The following is a 20,398-nucleotide window of genomic DNA, read 5'->3' as shown; positions in this document are numbered from 1 at the left end:
GTAAGGACTCAATGTGGGAGGGGGCTTGCCCCCGATAGCGGTAGATCAGAAACAAAAATGCAAACTGACACTCCGCAATCGGGGGCAAGCCCCCTCCCACAGTAAGGCTGTTCGATGTTGTTGCTGACAGCGGTGATCGAGCCCATGAAACAACGCTGACTCCATGCCCTGTAAGGACTCAATGTGGGAGGGGGCTTGCCCCCGATAGCGGTGTGTCAGACCCGGATGTTCAAACTGACCCACAGCCATTGGGCAAAGCCCCCTACATAGATATCCGCACTGTGTTGCCCTCGGGTATTTGCCATAATGGCGCCCGTTTTCGTACTTCCCAATAGGCCCGATATGCAGGAAAACGCCCACACCCCCGTCAAAGACGCCGCCCCCACCGGCACCCAGACCCTGTTGCGTGGCCTGGGGGTGGTGCAGGCGGTGGCGGCGGGTGCGCGGGATCTGAAAGAGATCGCCAAGCGCATCGGCACCACTCGCAGCACCACCCACCGCCTGGCCAGTTGCCTGGTGGACGAGCGTTACCTGCGTGTGGTGCCGCAAGTTGGTTACCTGTTGGGGCCGAAGTTGATCGAGCTGGGGTTCCAGGCGCGCGAAGAGTTGCCGCTGGTTACCCTGGCGGTGCCGTACCTGGACGAACTATCGGCGCTGACCGGCGACACCATCCACCTGGCCATCCGTGAACACGACGACGTGCTTTACCTGCACAAGAACCCAGGCCGCTACGGGCCGGAAATGCGCTCGCGGGTCGGCCATCGCATGCCGTTGGCGCGTACCGGGGTGGGCAAGGCGATGTTGCTGGATGATTCGGTACAGGAATGGCAACGCTTGTACGACGCCAGCCTGCCAGCAGGCGGGAAGAATCTGCAGTGGCCCCACCATCCTGAGCAATCCTGGGCGCAGTTCGAGCAACGCATGCACGAGTACGTGGCGGGTGGTTATGCGTTCGATCTGGAAGACAACGAACCGTCGATCCGTTGCGTGGCCGCACCGGTGCGCGATGCCAGCCGGCGGATCGTCGCCGGCATCAGCATCGCCAGTACCGTGCCCTACATGCCGCTGGAAAAAATGGCCGAGCTGATCCCTGTAATCAAACAGGTCGCAGCACGGCTGTCGGCGGAGTTGGGTGCGAAGGCCTGATCAGACCTTGAGGGTCGCCATGTCGATGACAAAGCGGTACTTCACATCGCCGGCGATCATGCGGGTGTAAGCCTCGTTGATCTGGCGGATGTCGAGCATTTCGATATCGCAGGTGATGCCATGCTCGGCACAGAAATCCAGGACTTCCTGGGTTTCGGCAATACCGCCGATCAATGAGCCGGCCAGCACTTTGCGCCCAAGCACCAGTTTCGCGGCATTGACGGGCGGGTCCACCGGCTCGATCAGGCCCACCAGAATATGCACGCCGTCAAAACGCAGGGTGTCGAGGTAGGGGTTCAGGTCGTGCTGCACCGGGATGGTGTCCAGCAGGAAGTCGAAGTGCCCGGCGGCGGCTTTCATTTGCTCGGCGTCGGTGGACACGATCACATGATCGGCGCCCTGGCGACGGCCTTCTTCGGCCTTGCTCGCGGAACGGGTAAACAGCGTCACTTCCGCGCCCATGGCCTTGGCGAACTTGATGCCCATGTGGCCCAGGCCACCCATGCCGAGAATCCCGACTTTGTCGCCAGCCTTGACCCCGTAGTGTTTGAGCGGTGAGTAGGTGGTGATGCCCGCGCACAGGATCGGCGCAGCGCTGGCCAGGTCGAGCTTGGCCGGGATCTTCACCACAAAATGTTCGCTGACCACGATGCTGTCGGAGTAGCCGCCCATGGTGTTGCTACCGTCCACACGGTCGGGGGTGGCGTAGGTCATGGTCGGGCCTTCAAGGCAGTATTGCTCGAGGTCCGACTGGCAAGCCTGGCACTGGCGGCACGAATCGACCATGCAGCCCACGCCCACCAGGTCGCCGACTTTGTGCGCGGTGACGCTGGCGCCCACGGCGGTGACTTTGCCGACGATCTCGTGGCCGGGCATCAGCGGGTAGACGGCGATGCCCCACTCGTTGCGCGCCTGGTGAATGTCAGAGTGGCACACGCCGCAGTACAGAATCTCGATGGCCACGTCGTCGGCCCGTGGGCTGCGACGTTGGAAACTCATGGGGGCGAGGGGAGTGGTGGCCGACTGGGCGGCGTAACCGATGGCGGTGTACATGCAGAGAACCTCGCAAAAACAATGACAAGTGAGGCGGGCCATTGTCCCCATCGACTTGCTTGGCGGCCATGGCGATTGCTCCGAGTCTCATGCCTAAAGCTCCGGGGGAGCAGCTAAAAGCAGCAAGCTACAAGCCGCAAGCTATAAACTGCGCGCTCTCTTGCAGCTTGAGGTTGAAGCTTGCTGATGCTCAGATCTGAAAACTCCCGAGAACTGCCTTTATGTTATTGACCCGCCATCTCGACGCCAACGCCACGTTGGTTTCCTTGATCGAGGGCCTCACGACCCGTGACGGTTTCTCCCCGACCCACTTGCCTGGCGTACAGGTTTTGCGTGCAAGTTGTGATGTGGCACGCGGCCCGCAGATCTATGAGCCGAGCCTGATGTTCGTGGCCCAGGGCAGCAAAGTCGCGTACCTGGGCCCGCGTACGCTGGAGTACGGCGCCGGGCATTACTTGATCCAGGCGATGCCGGTGCCGTTCGAGTGCGAGACCTTTGCCATGGCGCCCGGCGCGCCGTTGCTGGGGGTGACGGTGGGGATCGACCGCGTGGTGCTCGGCGAGCTGGTCATGGCCATGGGTATTCAGGCCGGACCACCGCCCGCTGCGCAGACATTGGCGTCGATGAGTTCGGTGGTGCTCGACGACGCGATGCGAGGTTGCGTCGAGCGACTGTTGCAGTGCCTGCACGATCCGCTGGAAAGCCGGATCATCGGCCCGTCGCGGGTGCGCGAATTGCTGTTTACCGCCTTGCGCGGGCCTCAGGCCGATGTGCTACGCGCATTGGTGGAGCAGCAGGGGCAGTTCTCGCGCATCGCCACCTCGCTAAATCATCTGCATGCCCATTACGCCGAGCCGCTGAATATCGAGACGTTGGCCGGTTTCGCGCACATGAGCGCGTCGACCTTTCACGAGCACTTCAAGCGCTGCACCTTGTTGTCGCCCGTGCAGTACCTCAAGCGTTTGCGGTTGTTGAAGGCGCAGCAGTTGCTGCTGGTGGACGGCATGGGCGTGGCGCAGGCGGCGCACAGCGTGGGATATCAGAGTACGTCGCAGTTCAGCCGGGAATATAAGCGCTACTTTTTGCGCAATCCGGGTGAAGAGCGGGCGGCATAGAGGCTTGGGGCAATCAATGACGCGTCAGGGGGCGTTGAAGGCGCAATGGGTCGGCTTATGGCTTGTGCATTGGCCATCATGCCAATAGTTGGCATTAGCAGGGGTTACGGTCTCGGAAATATTCAGGTGAAGTTCTAGAGGCGGAGCGCTGTCGCCGCTGGCGGCATCATAACGGCAGAAGATTTTATCGTTCTCAATGTGTGCACCGCTGAAGGTGTAACGCTCCTGGCTGTCCTGGCTGCTTGGTTTGTTGCTGCCTTGCCAGGTGGCTCCATTCGGCGCCGTGGCCGTGTAGTTGTGCAACCCATCTGCGGACGAGGTGTGCTCGATCCTCTCCGGCTTGGGGCAGATGACCGACTGGGCATGAGCATCGCCAGTGATGATGAGAAGGGCGAAAAGACTGAAGGATGTAGTCCTGTGCATGGCCATGCATTCCTTTCAAGAGGGGATAGGCCATGTTCTTGCTTTTATGCAGATGCACCAACTGGGAAGAATGACAGTTATCTATAACGATTAGAAATACTGACTGGCACTGTCAGCTCTGTGATCGATTAAAAAAGCGTAGCGTGGAATGTGAGCGTAAACGAAAACGCGGGGCATTAGATGCCCCGCGTTGTTCATTGGTTTTCTGCAAGCAGGCTTGTTCTTACATATTCGGGTAAGTCGGCCCGCCCGCGCCTTCCGGCGTGACCCAGGTGATGTTCTGCGAAGGGTCCTTGATGTCACAGGTCTTGCAGTGCACGCAGTTCTGGGCGTTGATCTGGAAGCGCTTCTCGCCGTCTTCCTGGGTAATCACTTCATACACGCCGGCCGGGCAGTAGCGTTGCGCCGGTTCATCGTAGAGCGGCAGGTTGGTGCCGATCGGGATGCTTGGGTCTTTGAGCTTCAAGTGGCACGGCTGTTCTTCTTCGTGGTTGGTACCGGAGATGAACACCGAGCTGAGTTTATCGAAGCTCAGTTTGCCGTCGGGCTTGGGGTAGTCGATCTTCTGGCAGTCCTTGGCCAGTTTAAGACAGGCGTAGTCCGGCTTGGTGTCGTGCAGGGTGAACGGCATTTTGCCGCCCAGGATGTTCTGGTCGAACCAGTTGAAGCCGGCACCGATGATCGGGCCGAACTTGTGCATCGCCGGGCCGAAGTTGCGGCTGGCGAACAATTCTTCGTACAGCCAGCTGGCTTTGAAACTGTCGACGTAGTTGGTCAACTCGTCACCGCCTTCGGACTCGGCGAACAGACGCTCGGCCACTGCGTCAGCGGCAAGCATGCCGGACTTCATGGCGGTGTGGCTGCCTTTGATCTTGGCCACGTTCATGGTGCCCAGGTCGCAGCCGATCAGCGCGCCACCCTTGAAGACCATTTTCGGCAGCGAATTAATGCCGCCCTTGGCCAGTGCACGAGCACCGTAGCTGATGCGCTTGCCGCCTTCCAGGTACTGGGCCAGCACCGGGTGGTGCTTGAGGCGCTGGAACTCATCGAACGGCGACAGGAAGGTATTGCTGTAGGACAGGTCAACGATCAGGCCGACGACTACCTGGTTGTTTTCCAAGTGATAAAGGAACGAGCCACCGGTGTTCTCGTTGCTCATGATATCCAGCGGCCAACCGGCGGTGTGCACCACAAGGCCTGGCTGATGCTTGGCCGGGTCGATTTCCCAGATTTCCTTGAGGCCGATACCGTAGTGCTGGGCGTCGGCATCGCTGTCCAGCTTGAAACGCTGGATCAGTTGCTTGCCGATATGGCCACGGCAGCCCTCGGCGAACAGCGTGTACTTGCCGCGCAGTTCCATGCCGGGGGTATAGACGCCTTCTTTCGGCTTGCCTTCGCGGTCGACGCCGAGGTCGCCGGTGATGATCCCGCGCACCACGCCATTTTCGTCGAACAGTGCTTCTTGGGCGGCGAAGCCTGGGTAGACTTCCACGCCGAGGTTCTCGGCCTGCTGGGCCAGCCAGCGGCACAGGTTGCCCAGGGAAATAATGTAGTTGCCTTCGTTGTGCATGGTCTTGGGCACAAAGAAGTCAGGCACCTTGGTCGAGGTATCGCTGCTGCGCAGTACATAGATGTCGTCGCGCACCACGGGGGTGTTGAGTGGGGCGCCGAGTTCTTTCCAGTCCGGGAACAGTTCGTTCAGGGCGCGTGGTTCGAACACGGCACCGGAGAGGATATGGGCGCCGACTTCAGAGCCTTTCTCGACCACGCAGACGCTGATTTCCTTACCGGCTTCGGCGGCCTTCTGCTTCAGTCGGCAGGCGGCGGACAGGCCAGCCGGGCCAGCGCCGACGATGACCACGTCGAATTCCATGTATTCGCGTTCCACAGGCTATCTCCTACTCAAGGCTCAACAGGCTTTTTTTCTAATGGATGGAGGTTCGGCATCGTCTTACAGCAACGGTAAGACCCACCGTTCTCTCTAGGTGGCGCATTATATATAGACCACTGTCAGCGTCCAATACAAACGTTTGTTTGAATTGCCCGCAGGCTAGGTAAATCAAAGCAACGCGGCTTATGACTGACCATTTTGCCGTATTGACCAGAATAGGCGTTCCGGTCAAGATACGGTCGGTTTTGCGCTTACCGTAGGCAGACAGCGGGTTTCAAGAGCACGTCCAAAAGCAACGCAACGGTAGAAACGGCAGGTACGCGTGCAAAGAATGGCGCGCAGTTTACACGCCGCGATTAAGAATGACCTCCCAGTCACCCCTGACGAACGGTCGTTACTTGCGTCGGTTTGCCGCTGCCGAGGTTTTTAGAGGTGCCCTTGTGTGCCGATGAGCATCAACCGCCAGGTTCGCCTAGGCGACTTTCTTTTCACCGGAGAGTAACGAGGAATCCATGAAGGTTCTTGTAGCTGTCAAACGCGTTGTCGATTACAACGTGAAAGTTCGCGTCAAGGCGGACAATTCCGGCGTCGATCTTGCTAACGTCAAAATGTCGATGAACCCTTTCTGCGAGATCGCTGTTGAAGAAGCAGTGCGTCTGAAAGAGAAAGGCGTTGCGACTGAAATCGTCGTGGTGTCCATCGGCCCAACCACTGCTCAAGAGCAGTTGCGCACTGCCCTGGCCCTGGGCGCGGACCGCGCCATCCTGGTCGAGTCTGCCGAGGACCTGACCTCCCTGGCCGTGGCCAAGTTGCTCAAAGCCGTTGTCGATAAGGAACAGCCTCAGCTGGTGATCCTGGGCAAACAAGCTATCGACAGCGACAACAACCAGACCGGCCAGATGCTGGCTGCACTGACCGGTTACGGCCAGGGCACCTTCGCTTCCAAGGTCGAAGTAAGCGGCGACAGCGTTGCTGTGACCCGCGAAATCGACGGCGGCGCCCAAACGGTTTCCCTGAAACTGCCGGCCATCGTCACCACCGACCTGCGTTTGAACGAGCCGCGCTACGCGTCCCTGCCAAACATTATGAAAGCCAAGAAAAAGCCGCTTGAGTCGCTGACTCCGGATGCCTTGGGCGTTTCCACCGCCTCCACCAACAAGACCGTCAAAGTCGAAGCGCCGGCTGCACGCAGCGCGGGCATCAAGGTCAAGTCGGTGGCCGAACTGGTCGAGAAACTGAAAAACGAAGCGAAGGTAATCTGAACATGACTATCTTGGTAATCGCCGAACACGACAACAAGGTGCTGGCTCCGGCCACCCTGAACACCGTGGCTGCCGCCGCTAAGATCGGTGGCGACATTCACGTACTGGTCGCCGGCCAAGGCGCGGGCGCCGTGGCTGAAGCCGCTGCAAAAATCGCCGGTGTGAGCAAGGTTCTGAACGCTGACAACGCCGCCTACGCGCATCAGTTGCCGGAAAACGTTGCGCCGCTGGTCGCCGAGTTGGGCAAGGGCTATAGCCACATCCTGGCCGCCGCCACCTCCAACGGCAAAAACATCCTGCCACGGGTTGCCGCGCAGCTGGACGTTGACCAGATTTCCGAGATCATCTCGGTCGAAAGCGCCGACACGTTCAAACGCCCAATCTATGCCGGTAACGCCATTGCCACCGTGCAATCGAGCGCTGCGATCAAAGTGATCACCGTGCGTGCCACCGGTTTCGACCCGGTCGCCGCCGAAGGTGGTTCGGCCGCTGTTGAAGCGGTTGCGGCTGCCCACGACGCCGGCACGTCCAGCTTCGTCAACGAAGAACTGGCCAAGTCCGACCGTCCTGAACTGACCGCTGCCAAGATCGTCGTTTCCGGCGGGCGTGGCATGCAGAACGGTGACAACTTCAAGCACCTGTACGCCCTGGCCGACAAGCTGGGCGCCGCGGTTGGCGCTTCCCGCGCGGCCGTCGACGCAGGTTTCGTACCCAACGACATGCAGGTCGGCCAGACCGGCAAGATCGTTGCGCCACAGCTGTACATCGCCGTCGGTATCTCCGGCGCGATCCAGCATTTGGCCGGCATGAAAGACTCCAAAGTGATCGTCGCGATCAACAAGGACGAAGAAGCACCGATCTTCCAGGTAGCCGATTACGGTCTGGTAGCGGACTTGTTCGAAGCCGTACCTGAGTTGGAGAAGCTGGTCTAATCCAGTCGCTTCACTTATAAAGGGCCCGGTCGTATGACCGGGCTTTTTTATGCCCGGCTTTTTTGAAAATTGGAGAACCGTGCCATGGACCTGCGCCCTTGGACCGCACTGCTGGGTATCACGCTGTTACTGCCGACCCTGTCGCTGGCTGCCGGTAAATGTGATCGTCTGGTGATTACCGGCAGCCCGGACGCACCGCCGCTCTTATGGCGCGACCCGCAGGACCCCACGCACCTGATCGGTGCCACTGCCGATGTGTTGCAGCAAGTCGCCAGTGATCTGGGGCTGAAAATCGACCTGCTCTACGGCGGCAAGCGCACCCTGGCTTCGGATGAAGCACGCAGCGGACGCATGGATATGCTGGCCGATGCACCGCTAAACTTGGCGGAGCTGGACCACTTCGACTATATCCATCCCGCCCTGATGCAGGCCGATTATCTGGTCTGGACGCGCAAGGATTCGGCGCTGGCCTATGCCACGGCCGCCGACCTCCACGGTCATAAAGGCGCCATTTCCGAGCGTGCGCGCCTAAGCCGTGAATTTGAAACCTTCGCCAATCAGCAACTGAGCCTGCAACGCTTTCCCACGTTGACGCCTGCATTTCAAAAGTTGTTGCTGGGGGAAGTGGAATATGTGCTGGCCGGTCGCTATTCCGGCACCGCCATGGCGCAGTCGCTGGGCATGAGCAGCGACCTGGTCGCCCGTGATGTGCCCGTCGATCAACCTGGCCTGTACCTGGCGATTTCCCACAACTCGGCCTGCAATGATCCATGGCTGCGCGGACAGCTGGCCAAAAAGATGACAGAATTGGCCGGGTCCGATGGGGTACAAGCCGCTCTGCAGCGCAATATCGAGCGCTGGAAGGCGCAACTGCAACAATCTGTCGGCACCCCAACAAAGTAGGGATTTTCAGTGACTCTTCGACCTCTTTTCGCGGCCCTCGCCGTTGTCGCTCTGGCGGGATGTGCAGCCGATCCTGCGCCGAATGAACAAATACGCCTCACCCAGCAAGCCCTGGAACAGGCCAGTGCCGTCGGCGCCAATGCCGATGAATCCCCCGAGTTGAAGCTGGCCGAGGACAAATTCACCCAGGCCAAGGCCGATATGGCCGAGCAATCCTTCAAGGACGCGCGCATGCAAGCCGAACAGGCCGAGCTGGACGCGCGTCTGGCCGAAGCCAAAGTGCTGACTCGCAAGAGCCAGGAACAACTGAACGTGCTCAACACCCGTATCACGCGCCTGCGCAAGCAATTGCAATTGGGAGACGCCCAATGAGCCCGATGATCCGAGGTGTGAGCTGCGCAGTGCTGCTGGGCAGCGCGTTGCTGGGCGGATGTGCCAGCCACCCGAGTGGCGAGCAGGCCTTGCAACAGGCGGGGAGCGACTTTCAGAAGGTCAAGGAAGACGCCAATGTGTTGCGCATCGCGCCCAAGGACGTGATTCGGGCAGGTGAATCCCTGGCCCGCGCCGATCGCTTGTCCAGCTACTGGGGCAGCGGCGCCGACGTCGTGCACTACGCCTACTTGAGCCAGCGCTACAGCGCCATCGCCCGCGAACACACCGAACAGGCACTCAATGAAGAACGCGGCGCCAAGCTCGAACTGGAACGTCAGCGCCTGCAACTAGCCCTACGCGAAAGCAAACTGAGCAGCGTGCAGCAACAGGGCAAATGGCTCGAAGAGCAGATCGCCAGCCTGGCTACCACCCAGACCGATCGGGGCCTGGTGATGACCCTGGGCGATGTGCTGTTCGACACCGGCGAGGCGGAACTGAAAAACTCGGCCAACCGCACCGTGCTCAAGATTGTGCAATTCCTGCAGCTGAACCCCAAGCGCGTGGTGCGCATCGAGGGTTACACCGACAGTACCGGTGGCGAGCAGGAAAACCTCAAACTGTCCCGTGACCGCGCGCAATCGGTAGCCGATGTGCTGGTAGACCTGGGCATAGACGAAAAGCGCATTCAGGTCGAAGGCTATGGCGACCAGTACCCGGTGGAAGCTAACGCTTCCGAGCGCGGCCGCGCGCAGAACCGTCGCGTAGAAATCGTGTTTTCCGATGCCAAGGGCCAACTGGGCGCCGCCCGCTGAAGCCTTACGCTGACTAAAAATGTGGGAGGGGGCAAACCCCTACCCACATTTTTTTTGCACAAGCCTGAATATCCTCAGCGCCACCCTTACAGTTTTTGCTATCACTGCCCGTCGTGCTCGACTATTGTGGCAACTGTCCCCGTACACTTCTAAACTGTGCCGGTATGTTTCACACAAAAATAAAATGCCCGTGAAATCGAGTGCTGCGACATGACCAATCTCTTGCTGTACCAACGTATCGCTCAGCAACTGGCTGAGGATATCCGGCGTGGTGTTTATCAACCGGGCGAACGCGTGCCTTCGGTACGTAAGATGAGTTCCCAGCTCAATGTGAGCCACGCCACGGTATTGCAAGCCTATGCCAACCTGGAGGACCAGGGGCTGATCAGAGCGCGACCGCAGTCCGGTTACTACGTGCATCAAACCCCCGCGCTCACCGCGCCCACGCCGGATATCGCACGGGTGGAGCGCCCGGGGCTGGTCACGCGCAGCAGCATTATCCAGCAGGTTTTGGGTGAGTCGCGCCGCGAAGGTGTGTTCCCGTTGGGCGCTGCGGTGCCGAGCGTCGACTACCTGCCGGTGCGCGCCCTGCATCAGCAATTGGCCAAGGTCACGCGTTTCCAGAGCCCGCGGGCATTCAGCTATATGTTCAGCCCCGGCTTCGAGCCGCTGCGCCGCCAGGTGGCGATCCGCATGCGCGACGCCGGCGTGGTGGTAGATCCTTCCGAAGTGGTGATCACCCACGGGTGCGTCGATGCGTTGCAGATGTCACTGCGTGTGCTGACCCGCCCCGGTGACCTGATCGCGGCGGAATCCCCCACTTATTACGGCCTGCTGCAACTGGCGGATCTGCTGGGCCTGAAGGTCATTGAGATCCCCAGCGACCCGGCCACCGGCATGAGCCTGGAAGCCCTGCAACTGGCCGCCAACCAATGGTCGATCAAGGCGCTGGTGCTGACCACGCGGCTGAGTAATCCCTTGGGTGGCACCATGCCTGAGGAGCGGCAGAAACACCTGCTGCGGTTGGCTTCGGATTTCGATATCCAGATCGTCGAGGACGATATCTACGGCGAGCTGATGTTCGAGCTGGGCCGCACCAAGGCCCTCAAAGCCTATGACCGCCTGGACCGGGTGATCTATTGCTCCAGCTTCTCCAAAACCTTATCGCCCGGCGTGCGTATCGGTTGGATGATTGCCGGCAAGTACCAGCAGGAGATCCAGCGTCTGCAGATGTTCAGCACCCACTCGGCGTGCAGCGTCACCCAAATGGGCGTGGCGGCGTACCTGGAGAATGGCGGCTATGACAGGCACCTGCGCTACATCCGCCAGGAATACCGCAAGAACCTCAGCGCCTTCCAACTGGCGGTGCAGCAGTATTTTCCGGAAGGCACACAGATGACCCGTCCCACCGGCGGTTTTATCCTGTGGGTCAGTTTGCCCGGACGGGTCAATACCCAGGAACTGCATGTGCGTGCCTTGCAGCAGGGCATCAGCATCGCGCCCGGGTTGATCTTCAGTAACACCGAGCAATTCAACCACTGCATCCGGCTCAACTGCGGTACGCCGTGGAACCGCGAGGCAGAGCGGGCGTTGATGACCTTGGGGATGCTGGCCAGTCAGCTGTGCCAGGAGACCGCCGCCGGATTTTAAGGCACGGCCGACATACACAATGGGCACATTGCCGATAGCTGGCTAATCACCGAGCTTGTCATGTTGCCCTCAACAGGCGAGCATGTGGCCTTCTGCCGTTAATGCTGTAGGCGATATGACCTCGATGTTCCGAGCTGTTTTGGTGATTGGCCTGTTAAGCCTGTGTAACGTCCCCACGCTGCTGGCGGCGACTCCCGTGAGCGAAAGCAAGCCCGCGGCGAGCGCGCAGAACACTAAGCCGGCGCCGGCTAAGACGGCCGCTTCTGCGAAAAAAAACGCCGCCGCCAAGAAACGCGCGGCGGCCAAAAAGGCCAAGTCTGCCCACGAAGTGGCCGAGACCAAACTGCCGCCGGCCCAGTTGGACCTGTCATTGCCTTCGGACATGGTCAGGCATTTGCAGCCGCTGGGCACCATGCCCCAGCCCAAGAGCGTGCCGTTGCTGCCGCCGATGTTCGCTGAGAAGCCTACCGACAACAGTGCTTTCCAGATTAACGGTCGCCTGCTCAGCAACGAAATGCGCCTGCAATTGCGCAACGAAGAGCGGCGTGATGTCGAGGGAGCGGCGCTGGATTTCGAATTCAAGCAGTAAACTTTTCCTACCAAGTGACTCGACGTTTCGACCATCTGTCGCAGACTGGTCAGTCACTTTCTTTTTGTGTGAAAAACCGCTGTTGGACCATTTTAAAACGGCTGTTTAAGGGCGTACTCTAGCCCAGCCATCCCATTGAGTCGTCGAGGACCTGCTGGTCATGAAATGCCGTGAAGGCTGTGGCGCTTGCTGCATCGCCCCCTCCATCAGTTCGCCGTTGCCCGGCATGCCCAATGGCAAGCCGGCGGGTGAACGCTGTGTGCACCTGTCTGTCGAACTGCTCTGCCAACTGTTCGGCCAGCCGGAGCGGCCGGCGGTGTGCAGTGATTTCAAGGCTGATATCGAGGTGTGCGGCACCGACCAGGCCGATGCGATCCGTTTGATCGGCTGGTGGGAACAGATGACGGCGGCTTGATGGGCTTTACTCTCGGAACTTGAACAATAAGGAATACAACAATGGGTTCGCTGAAACGAATGGCTGTGGTGTGCGGCTTTACCGTGTTATTTGCGGCCACCGCCCAGGCTGAAGAATGGGTGACCGCCAAAGACGACGACGGCATCAAGGTATCCCTGAGCGAAGTTGCCGGCTCCAAATACAAGGCGTATCGCGGTGTAACGGTGATCAAGGCGCCCGTCGCCAAGATCGTCGCTATCCAAGAGGACGTGGTTGGCGCATGTGCCTGGATTCATGAGTGCAAATCGCAAAAGCTGATCGACAGCAAAGGCGATGAGGCCTGGACCTACACCCAGTTCAACACGCCATGGCCTGTGACGCCGCGTGACTCCTATACCCATGTCACCTCCACCAAAGCGGCTGACGGTAGCGTAACCCGCAAGCTGGAAGGCGTGCCGACTTACAAGCCTGAGGAAAAAGGCTTCGTACGTGTGGCCCAGGTTGAAGGTTTCTGGAAACTGGTGCCAAAGGGCGCTAACGAAACCGAAGTGACCTACCAGGTGCACACCGAGCCAGGCGGCAGCGTGCCTTCGTGGCTGGCCAACAAGTTCGTGGTCGACGCGCCGTTCAACACCCTCAAGGCGCTCAAAGCCCGCGCTGAAAAATAAGCGCAATTGATCGGGTGCTTCCTGCCTTGGGTGGAACGTTTGGCGAACCCCCAAGGTCCAGATAAAGGTGAGCCCACACACGGGTTTTATCGAGGAGGCACCGATGCAAACGTGGCAAATTACCTTCGTTGATGATCACGGCGAAAAATCCGTAGAGCAGTTCACCTGCGAACAAAAGCCCAGCCTCGAAGACGCTGCGCATATGATTCGCAGCAAACTGGTGCCGGTTGCCGCCGAACTCGACCTCAATGACCTTGAGGGGCGCAAGCCGGAGCCGACGGTCAAGATCCTCAAAGACCAGAACAGTATCCAGATTCTCGACATTTCTCCCGCCGCCTGAATATTCCCTGTCCTCCACCCAAGCGCCTCTGGTGGAGGCGATTGCTTCGCGCTACTCTGCAAACGAGATCAGCGAATGAATCGCTAAGGTCTGGTCTTGTCAGCTACATGCTTGTTTTCCAGCGGTGAAACCATTGCCGTAGTTCCCGCGCCAGTAAGGCGCGGGCTTCGGGAAGCACGGAAAGTCTATCCATCGTATTGAGGAGCACTTTTCATGAGCACAGCCTATCAAGAAGACATCAGCACCCACGTTCTGCGCCGCATGAAAGAAGGCGGTTTCGATTTTTCACGGTTTCATCCCATTGAGTTCTACGCGATTTTCCCGGACGAAGAACGGGCGCGCAGAGCTGCGGGCGAATTTCGTGGCGAATCCCTGAACGCTCAGGTCAGTGCGCGCGATGATGGCGCCTGGTACCTGGAACTGAGCAAGATCATGTCTGCAACCTACGACGGCATAGGAGACTTCGAGCAAGACTTTGAAGCAGTGGTCGAGCCCTTGGGCGGCATCATCGAGGGCTGGGGCGTCAAGCAGGAGGTGCGGGGGCGGCCGATGTAATGGTGCGTCCTCCACATCGTTAGCAACGCAGCGTATCGGCTGACCTTCGGGTCGGCCGATTTTGTTTGCGCCGGCGCGAACCCCGGCGGAACTTGCGGGCTCTTTTCATGCACCAAAAAAAAGCCACCCGAGTAGGGTGGCCGAAGGGAAGAGCGGAGCGCTGAAGGTCTGTTCAGCAGATGGTGGCGATTATCCGCAGCTATGGCGGGCCAGTGAAATCAACTCTGACTATGCTCTTGATAGTCAAAGCCCGCATTACGATGAAGCGCGCCACGACACACCAGGCATTCGACGCACCAGGAAGGTGCGATTAACTGCTTGGGTCTATTCAACTCACTGATCTTTAAGTGTTTATGCCGATGGCACGGGCCTTGCGATGGTTCTTGCGTCCGGGTGACAAGGAGTACGGCATGATCCGCACTTATTACGACGAAATGTACGACGGGGCAGGGCAGGTCCGCCCCCATTACCGCGAGTTCGCCCGCTGGTTGGCCCAAACCCCTGATGAACTGCTGGCCCAGCGCCGGCGCGAAGCCGATTTGCTGTTTCACCGCGCCGGGATCACCTTCACCCTGTACGGGGACGAACAGGGCACCGAGCGCCTGATCCCTTTCGACACCATCCCCCGCAGCATACCGGCCAGTGAATGGCGGACTATCGAGCGTGGCTGTATTCAGCGGGTCAAGGCGTTGAATATGTTTCTCGCTGACCTTTACCACGAGCAACGCATCATCAAAGCGGGGATCATTCCCGCCGAACAGGTGCTGGCCAACGAGCAATACCAATTGGCAATGCAGGGCCTGAACTTGCACGGCAATCTGTATGCCCACATTGCCGGTGTCGATCTCGTACGCGATGGCGACGGCACGTACTACGTGCTGGAAGATAACCTGCGTACACCCAGCGGTGTCAGCTACATGCTTGAAGACCGCAAGATGATGATGCGCCTGTTCCCCGAACTGTTCGCCGCCCAGCGCATTGCGCCGATCGATCATTACCCCAACCTGCTGCTCGATACCCTAAAAAGCGCCAGCCCCCTGGATAACCCCAGCGTGGTGGTGCTGACCCCGGGCCGATTCAACAGCGCGTTTTTCGAACATGCGTTTCTCGCCCGGGAAATGGGCGTGGAACTGGTTGAAGGCGCCGACCTGTTCGTGCGCGATGACCGTGTATTTATGCGCACCACCGATGGCCCCAAAGCGGTGGACGTGATTTATCGCCGTCTCGACGACGCGTTCCTCGACCCCTTGGCCTTCAACCCGGAGTCCATGCTCGGAGTGCCCGGCCTGTTGGCTGCCTATCGTTCGGGCAATGTGGTGCTGGCCAATGCCATCGGTACAGGCGTCGCGGATGACAAGTCGGTGTACCCCTTCGTCACCGAGATGATCCGCTTTTACCTGGATGAAGAGCCGATCCTGCAGAACGTTCCGACATTCCAATGCCGTAAGCCTGACGAGTTATCCCACGTACTGGCTAACCTGCCGCAGTTGGTGGTCAAGGAGACCCAAGGCTCCGGCGGCTACGGCATGCTGGTCGGCCCGGCGTCCACGGCGGCGCAGATCGAAGCCTTTCGCGCGCGCATCATGGCCAAACCCCATGCCTATATCGCCCAGCCCACGCTGTGTCTATCCACATGCCCGACCTTTGTGGAAAACGGTATTGCCCCACGCCATATCGACCTGCGTCCGTTTGTGCTGTCCGGCAAGGAGACGCGTGTGGTCCCCGGCGGCCTGACTCGCGTGGCCCTGCGCGAAGGCTCGCTGGTGGTCAACTCGTCCCAGGGCGGCGGCACCAAAGACACCTGGGTGGTGGAGGACTGATGCCATGTTGAGTCGAACTGCTTCGGATCTGTATTGGATGTCGCGCTACCTGGAGCGTGCGGAAAACCTCGCGCGCATGCTCGACGTGAGTTATTCGCTGTCACTGATGCCCCAGGACGGACGCGGCGATGGCCTGCATGAACTGGCGATGCCGTTGTTGATCACCGGCACCCTGGAGGATTACCACGAGCGCCACGGAGAGTTGCACGCCGAGCGCCTGCTGCACTTTTTTGCCCTGGACGCGGCAAACTCCGCCAGTATCTACAGTTGCCTGGGCGCAGCGCGGGCCAGCGCCCATGCGGTGCGTGGGCGAATCACCGCAGACATGTGGGAAAACATCAATGCCACTTGGCTGGACATTCGCGATATCGCCCAGCAAGGCCTGAGCCGTTATGGCATGAGCCGTTTCTGCGAGTGGGTCAAGGAGCGCTCCCACCTGTTCCGTGGCGCGACCTACGGCACCATCATGCGTAATGACGCATTTCGTTTCATTCGCTTGGGGACCTTTATCGAGCGCGCCGACAACACGCTTCGTCTATTGGATGCGCGCTATGAAATGGCCGGCGACCACGCCGACGCCGTCACCGATGGCACGGCTCACGCCTACTACCAGTGGAGCGCGTTGCTGCGTGCTTTGTCCTCGTTCGAGGCTTACACCGAAATCTATCGCGACGCCCCCGGTGCCCGGCAAGTGGCGCAGTTGCTGCTGTTGCGCGCCGATGTACCGCGCTCGCTGCGTGCGTGCAGCGAAGAGATCGACCAAATCCTCGCCAGCCTGCCGGGCCTCAATGGCCGCCCGGCGCAGCGCCTGGCCGCCGAGGTGGATGCGCGCCTGCGCTTCACCGCCATCGATGAAATCCTTGAAGAAGGCCTGCATGCCTGGCTGACCGACTTTATCCCCCTGGTCCGCCAATTGGGCGATGCCATCTACCATTCCTACTTGGAGGCGGCATGAGACTTTCCATCAGCCACGAAACCACCTACCACTATGAAGACCAGGTGCGCGCCAGCATCCAGTACCTGCGCCTCACGCCCCACGACAGCGAGCGCCAGCATGTGCTCAGCTGGCAACTGGATCTGCCGCGCCCGGTGCGCGCGCAGGTCGACCCGTTCGGCAATATCCTGCATGTGCTGACCCTGGATGAGCCCCACGACGCCATCATCATCGGCGCCCGTGGTCAGGTGGATATCGATGAGTTGCGCGAGGCCGAGCACGAGCAACAGTCGGCCTACCCATTCCTGCGCGGCACTCGCCTGACCGAGGCCGATGAAGCCCTGCGCGGGTTCGCCCAGCAGCAGTGCGGCCAACGGCGCGACCGCAGCGCCCTGATTGATTTGATGCACGCACTCAACGAAACCATGGTCTACACGCCCGGCGCCACTGAAGTCGACACCTGCGCCGCTCATGCTTTCGCTGGCCGTGCGGGGGTATGCCAGGACCATGCCCATGTGTTCCTGGCTTGCGCGCGCAGCCTGGGGATTCCTGCGCGATATGTGTCGGGGTATTTGTACAGCGAAGACAGTACTCACTTGGCCAGCCACGCCTGGGCCGAAGCCTGGCTGGACGACGCCTGGTACAGCTTCGACGTGACCAACCGTCTGGCACGTCCGGAACGCCACTTGAAACTGGCCGTGGGCCTGGATTATCTCGATGCCTGCCCGGTACGCGGCATGCGCCGGGGTGGCGGGCATGAACAGATGCACGCCAAAGTTTCCGTGGCGCCGATGCCGGTCATTTCAGTCCAGCAGCAATAACCAGCCTCTACCGTGAAGCTCACCCGCCAAACGAAGGTGAGCGCTGAGCTTTACGGCTGCTTACGCCCCGCCATGTGCTTCAGATAGCCCACCAGCAGGTCCAGTTCATGGTCCGGCAACACGCTGGCGGTGAACGCGGGCATTTTTGCCTGTGGCCAATGCCGCAGGCTTTGCGGATCACGGATGTAGCGCTTGAGGAAATCGGCGGCGAAATATTCCGTAGGGTTGTAGGGAATATTCAGGTCCGGTCCCACCTGCGCATCCCCCGCGCCATTGAGGCGATGGCACGCCAGGCAGTTTTTCTGAAACAGTGCAAAACCCTGATTGATCCGGTCGTCGGCTGCGAGTTTCGGGTCGGGGAGGAGGGCGGGAAAGCGCTCCGCCACGGTTTTCAACTGTTTGATGCTGGAAATCTGGAATGGCCACTGTTCGGGGCTGATAGGCCCGGCCTGTGGGTCGGTCCACACCAGATAGAACGGACCTGCGCTAGGCTTGCCGCCGGCCAGTGCCGGCCATGGCTGCGCGGGGTCTTCCACGGCCAGCCAGGCGCGGGCACCGTGGGTTTGCAGCAGTGGGCCAGCGCTCAGCTCGGCGGCGAAGCCATCCAGTGCAACGGCTTGCACATGGTGTTCCGGCTTAAGACCCGGCAGGAGTAGCGCCAGCGGCACTGCGCGATACGTCATGGTGCGCTTGTAGGAAACGTCATCAACGATACGCACTGTTTGCGCAGCCGGATGCTTGAGCAGGTCGGCGCTCTGCCAGGTCTTGCTGGTGTGGTCGAGTTCGATGGTCAGGGACGCCGCCGTGACCGGCAGGGCAAACAGCACGAGGAGTAGGGCGAAGATCGGTTTCAAGAGGAAGGCCCGGTAATAAGACGTGGCGAAAGCGCTCACGATACCGGAAAAACGCGGGTAAAAAGACAGCCCCTGCCACAGGATCGCGCACGGCGAAGTCCCGGCAGGTGCTGCCAAAAGCTGCAATCCTGATGCGATAAATGCCCAGAATTCGGGGGCTGAAGGGTCACCCAATCACCTTGGTGAGGTTGGGTAGGATCAGTATCAATGTGGTGGCGAAGAGAATAAGTCCCGCCTGACGTACTTTCGAATGCTTGAACATGGCTGACTGCCTTTTGTTGTTATTCCTGAGCGTCAAATGCGTGCCGTGGTCGTCCAGTATGGCGCTATGACGTGTCGCTTTTCTTACAGCCGCTCCGGCAAAACCCGGCAGCAACGTCTTACTGATTGAACCTTAGAGCCCTCGTTCTTCGTGGCTTAGATCCATTTCGTATCAGCTAATACGAATTCGCGCTTAAAACGACATGAGGCATAACGCCATCTTGGCGCCAATGCCTTGGCTAGACAGCTAAAACGATTAATCCGGCAATTAGCTTAGGCACCTACCGTTCGTCCGAGCATGAGGGTCAAAGGCAATGAGCGCATCCGTCATTGAAACCGTGTCAATCGGGCTTAAGGTAAGGGCACACACGCACGCGGTTCGAGGACGTCATGACCCAAGCTTTGATCTTTGATGCCATACGCACACCCAGGGGCAAGGGCAAGGCCGACGGTGCCTTGCACAGTGTCAAACCGGTCAACCTGGCCGCCGGGTTGCTTACGGCGCTCGCGCAACGCAACGACCTCGACACCCAGCAGGTGGATGACATCGTGCTCGGCTGCGTCACCCCAATTGGCGACCAAGGCGCGGATATCGCCAAGACTGCCGCACTGGTCGCCGACTGGGCCATCAGCGTCGCCGGCGTGCAGATCAACCGCTTCTGCGCCTCGGGCCTGGAGGCGGTCAACCTGGGCGCGATGAAAGTGCGCTCCGGCTTTGAAGACTTGGTGGTGGTGGGCGGCGTCGAGTCCATGTCCCGTGTGCCCATGGGCAGCGACGGCGGCGCCTGGGTTCTGGACCCGCAGACCAATCTGCACAGCCATTTCACCCCCCAGGGTATTGGCGCGGACTTGATCGCAACCTTGGAAGGTTTCACCCGCGAGGACGTCGATACCTTTGCCTTACAATCCCAACAGAAAGCAGCCAGGGCCCGTGCGGACGGTTCCTTCAATAAGTCGTTGATCGCAGTGCAGGACCAAAATGGCATTGTGCTGCTGGATCACGACGAATTTATCCGCGCCGACTCCACCCTCCAAGGGCTCGGCCAGCTCAAGCCCAGTTTCGAGATGATCGGGCAGATGGGCTTCGACGCCACCGCGTTGCGGGTCTACAGCCATGTGGAGCGGATCCAGCATGTGCACACACCGGGCAACAGTTCCGGCATCGTCGACGGTGCCGCATTGATGCTGATCGGCTCAGAGGCCAAGGGCCGTGAGCTGGGCTTGCACCCACGGGCGCGGATTGTCGCCACGGCGGTGACCAGCACCGACCCCACCATCATGCTCACTGGCCCGGCGCCGGCCACCCGCAAAGCCTTGGTCAAGGCTGGTTTGCGCGTGGAAGACATCGACTTGTTCGAAGTCAATGAAGCCTTCGCCTCGGTGGTGCTCAAGTTCATCAAGGACATGGGCATCGACCCCGCGCGGGTCAACGTCAATGGCGGCTCGATTGCCATGGGCCACCCGTTGGGCGCCACCGGCTGTGCGATTCTCGGTACTTTGCTCGACGAATTAGAGGCACGCCAGCTGCGCTATGGCCTGGCCACCCTGTGTGTCGGCGGTGGCATGGGCATCGCCACTGTGATCGAACGTCTCTGAGCCCAAG

At 59.9% G+C, this 20,398-nt stretch carries 21 protein-coding genes; 17 read left to right on the top strand and 4 right to left on the bottom strand.

Features of this window, described 5'->3' with window-relative positions; genetic code table 11:
• Nucleotides 1-342: 342 nt before the first annotated feature.
• Nucleotides 343-1,146: an IclR family transcriptional regulator gene (locus tag FIV35_RS08940; protein ID WP_034099772.1), complete on the top strand. Its 804-nt coding sequence runs from the start codon at nucleotides 343-345 to the stop codon at nucleotides 1,144-1,146.
• On the opposite strand, the gene FIV35_RS08935 is transcribed toward FIV35_RS08940, so the two are convergent.
• Complete coding sequence (locus FIV35_RS08935; protein ID WP_034099771.1) at nucleotides 1,147-2,199, bottom strand: NAD(P)-dependent alcohol dehydrogenase; 1,053 nt, start codon at nucleotides 2,197-2,199, stop codon at nucleotides 1,147-1,149.
• Nucleotides 2,200-2,420: 221 nt separating this feature from the next.
• On the opposite strand from FIV35_RS08935, the gene FIV35_RS08930 reads away from it, so the two are divergent.
• Nucleotides 2,421-3,314 carry an AraC family transcriptional regulator gene (locus FIV35_RS08930; RefSeq protein ID WP_034138982.1) on the top strand — a complete coding sequence of 298 codons (894 nt, stop codon included), beginning with the start codon at nucleotides 2,421-2,423 and terminating at the stop codon, nucleotides 3,312-3,314.
• 24 nt (nucleotides 3,315-3,338) lie between these two features.
• Here FIV35_RS08930 and FIV35_RS08925 read toward each other — a convergent pair whose 3' ends face one another.
• Both FIV35_RS08925 and FIV35_RS08920 read right to left on the bottom strand, forming a co-directional pair.
• Entirely contained in the window at nucleotides 3,339-3,737 is a 399-nt protein-coding gene (locus FIV35_RS08925) for a DUF3757 domain-containing protein (RefSeq protein ID WP_034138981.1), read from the bottom strand.
• 223 nt (nucleotides 3,738-3,960) lie between these two features.
• Nucleotides 3,961-5,625, bottom strand: coding sequence for an electron transfer flavoprotein-ubiquinone oxidoreductase (locus tag FIV35_RS08920; RefSeq protein ID WP_034099769.1), 1,665 nt, complete (start codon nucleotides 5,623-5,625; stop codon nucleotides 3,961-3,963).
• Between the two features lie 515 nt (nucleotides 5,626-6,140).
• Here FIV35_RS08920 and FIV35_RS08915 point away from each other — a divergent pair.
• The 14 genes from FIV35_RS08915 to FIV35_RS08850 all read left to right on the top strand — a co-directional run bounded on the left by FIV35_RS08915 (nucleotide 6,141) and on the right by FIV35_RS08850 (nucleotide 17,680).
• Entirely contained in the window at nucleotides 6,141-6,890 is a 750-nt protein-coding gene (locus FIV35_RS08915) for an electron transfer flavoprotein subunit beta/FixA family protein (protein WP_034099768.1), read from the top strand.
• A 2-nt stretch (nucleotides 6,891-6,892) separates the two neighbouring features.
• Entirely contained in the window at nucleotides 6,893-7,822 is a 930-nt protein-coding gene (locus tag FIV35_RS08910) for an electron transfer flavoprotein subunit alpha/FixB family protein (RefSeq protein ID WP_034099767.1), read from the top strand.
• A gap of 84 nt (nucleotides 7,823-7,906) precedes the next feature.
• Nucleotides 7,907-8,725 (top strand): substrate-binding periplasmic protein, encoded by an 819-nt coding sequence (locus tag FIV35_RS08905; RefSeq protein WP_034138980.1) that lies wholly within the window; start codon nucleotides 7,907-7,909, stop codon nucleotides 8,723-8,725.
• 9 nt (nucleotides 8,726-8,734) lie between these two features.
• On the top strand, nucleotides 8,735-9,097 hold the full coding sequence (locus FIV35_RS08900; protein ID WP_034138979.1) for a DUF4398 domain-containing protein: 363 nt from the start codon (nucleotides 8,735-8,737) through the stop codon (nucleotides 9,095-9,097).
• Nucleotides 9,094-9,909: an OmpA family protein gene (locus FIV35_RS08895; protein WP_034099764.1), complete on the top strand. Its 816-nt coding sequence runs from the start codon at nucleotides 9,094-9,096 to the stop codon at nucleotides 9,907-9,909. The genes FIV35_RS08900 and FIV35_RS08895 overlap by 4 nt, the downstream gene beginning before the upstream one ends.
• A gap of 210 nt (nucleotides 9,910-10,119) precedes the next feature.
• On the top strand, nucleotides 10,120-11,559 hold the full coding sequence (locus tag FIV35_RS08890) for an aminotransferase-like domain-containing protein (RefSeq protein ID WP_034099763.1): 1,440 nt from the start codon (nucleotides 10,120-10,122) through the stop codon (nucleotides 11,557-11,559).
• 115 nt (nucleotides 11,560-11,674) lie between these two features.
• Nucleotides 11,675-12,148 carry a hypothetical protein gene (locus FIV35_RS08885; protein ID WP_034138978.1) on the top strand — a complete coding sequence of 158 codons (474 nt, stop codon included), beginning with the start codon at nucleotides 11,675-11,677 and terminating at the stop codon, nucleotides 12,146-12,148.
• Between the two features lie 160 nt (nucleotides 12,149-12,308).
• Nucleotides 12,309-12,563 carry a YkgJ family cysteine cluster protein gene (locus tag FIV35_RS08880; protein WP_034138977.1) on the top strand — a complete coding sequence of 85 codons (255 nt, stop codon included), beginning with the start codon at nucleotides 12,309-12,311 and terminating at the stop codon, nucleotides 12,561-12,563.
• Nucleotides 12,564-12,604: 41 nt separating this feature from the next.
• Nucleotides 12,605-13,210: an START domain-containing protein gene (locus tag FIV35_RS08875; protein WP_034114851.1), complete on the top strand. Its 606-nt coding sequence runs from the start codon at nucleotides 12,605-12,607 to the stop codon at nucleotides 13,208-13,210.
• A 103-nt stretch (nucleotides 13,211-13,313) separates the two neighbouring features.
• The gene (locus FIV35_RS08870) at nucleotides 13,314-13,550 is read left to right on the top strand and encodes a hypothetical protein (protein WP_034099759.1); all 237 of its coding nucleotides are present in this window, start codon (nucleotides 13,314-13,316) and stop codon (nucleotides 13,548-13,550) included.
• A gap of 213 nt (nucleotides 13,551-13,763) precedes the next feature.
• Entirely contained in the window at nucleotides 13,764-14,105 is a 342-nt protein-coding gene (locus tag FIV35_RS08865; protein WP_034099758.1) for a ribonuclease E inhibitor RraB, read from the top strand.
• Between the two features lie 410 nt (nucleotides 14,106-14,515).
• Nucleotides 14,516-15,925 (top strand): circularly permuted type 2 ATP-grasp protein, encoded by a 1,410-nt coding sequence (locus FIV35_RS08860; protein WP_034114850.1) that lies wholly within the window; start codon nucleotides 14,516-14,518, stop codon nucleotides 15,923-15,925.
• Between the two features lie 4 nt (nucleotides 15,926-15,929).
• Nucleotides 15,930-16,880, top strand: coding sequence for an alpha-E domain-containing protein (locus FIV35_RS08855; RefSeq protein WP_034138976.1), 951 nt, complete (start codon nucleotides 15,930-15,932; stop codon nucleotides 16,878-16,880).
• Nucleotides 16,877-17,680 (top strand): transglutaminase family protein, encoded by an 804-nt coding sequence (locus FIV35_RS08850; RefSeq protein WP_034099755.1) that lies wholly within the window; start codon nucleotides 16,877-16,879, stop codon nucleotides 17,678-17,680. The genes FIV35_RS08855 and FIV35_RS08850 overlap by 4 nt, the downstream gene beginning before the upstream one ends.
• A 50-nt stretch (nucleotides 17,681-17,730) precedes the next feature.
• Here the strand turns inward: FIV35_RS08850 and FIV35_RS08845 are convergent, their stop codons facing one another.
• Nucleotides 17,731-18,534, bottom strand: coding sequence for a c-type cytochrome (locus tag FIV35_RS08845; RefSeq protein WP_034139009.1), 804 nt, complete (start codon nucleotides 18,532-18,534; stop codon nucleotides 17,731-17,733).
• 651 nt (nucleotides 18,535-19,185) lie between these two features.
• On the opposite strand from FIV35_RS08845, the gene FIV35_RS08840 reads away from it, so the two are divergent.
• Nucleotides 19,186-20,391: an acetyl-CoA C-acetyltransferase gene (locus FIV35_RS08840; protein WP_034138975.1), complete on the top strand. Its 1,206-nt coding sequence runs from the start codon at nucleotides 19,186-19,188 to the stop codon at nucleotides 20,389-20,391.
• Nucleotides 20,392-20,398: the final 7 nt, after the last annotated feature.

The organism is Pseudomonas rhodesiae (assembly GCF_007858255.1).
Classification (GTDB): Bacteria; Pseudomonadota; Gammaproteobacteria; order Pseudomonadales; family Pseudomonadaceae; genus Aquipseudomonas; species Aquipseudomonas rhodesiae.
Note: the sequence above shows the minus strand (reverse complement) of the source record. Positions and strands in the feature narration are given on the sequence as shown.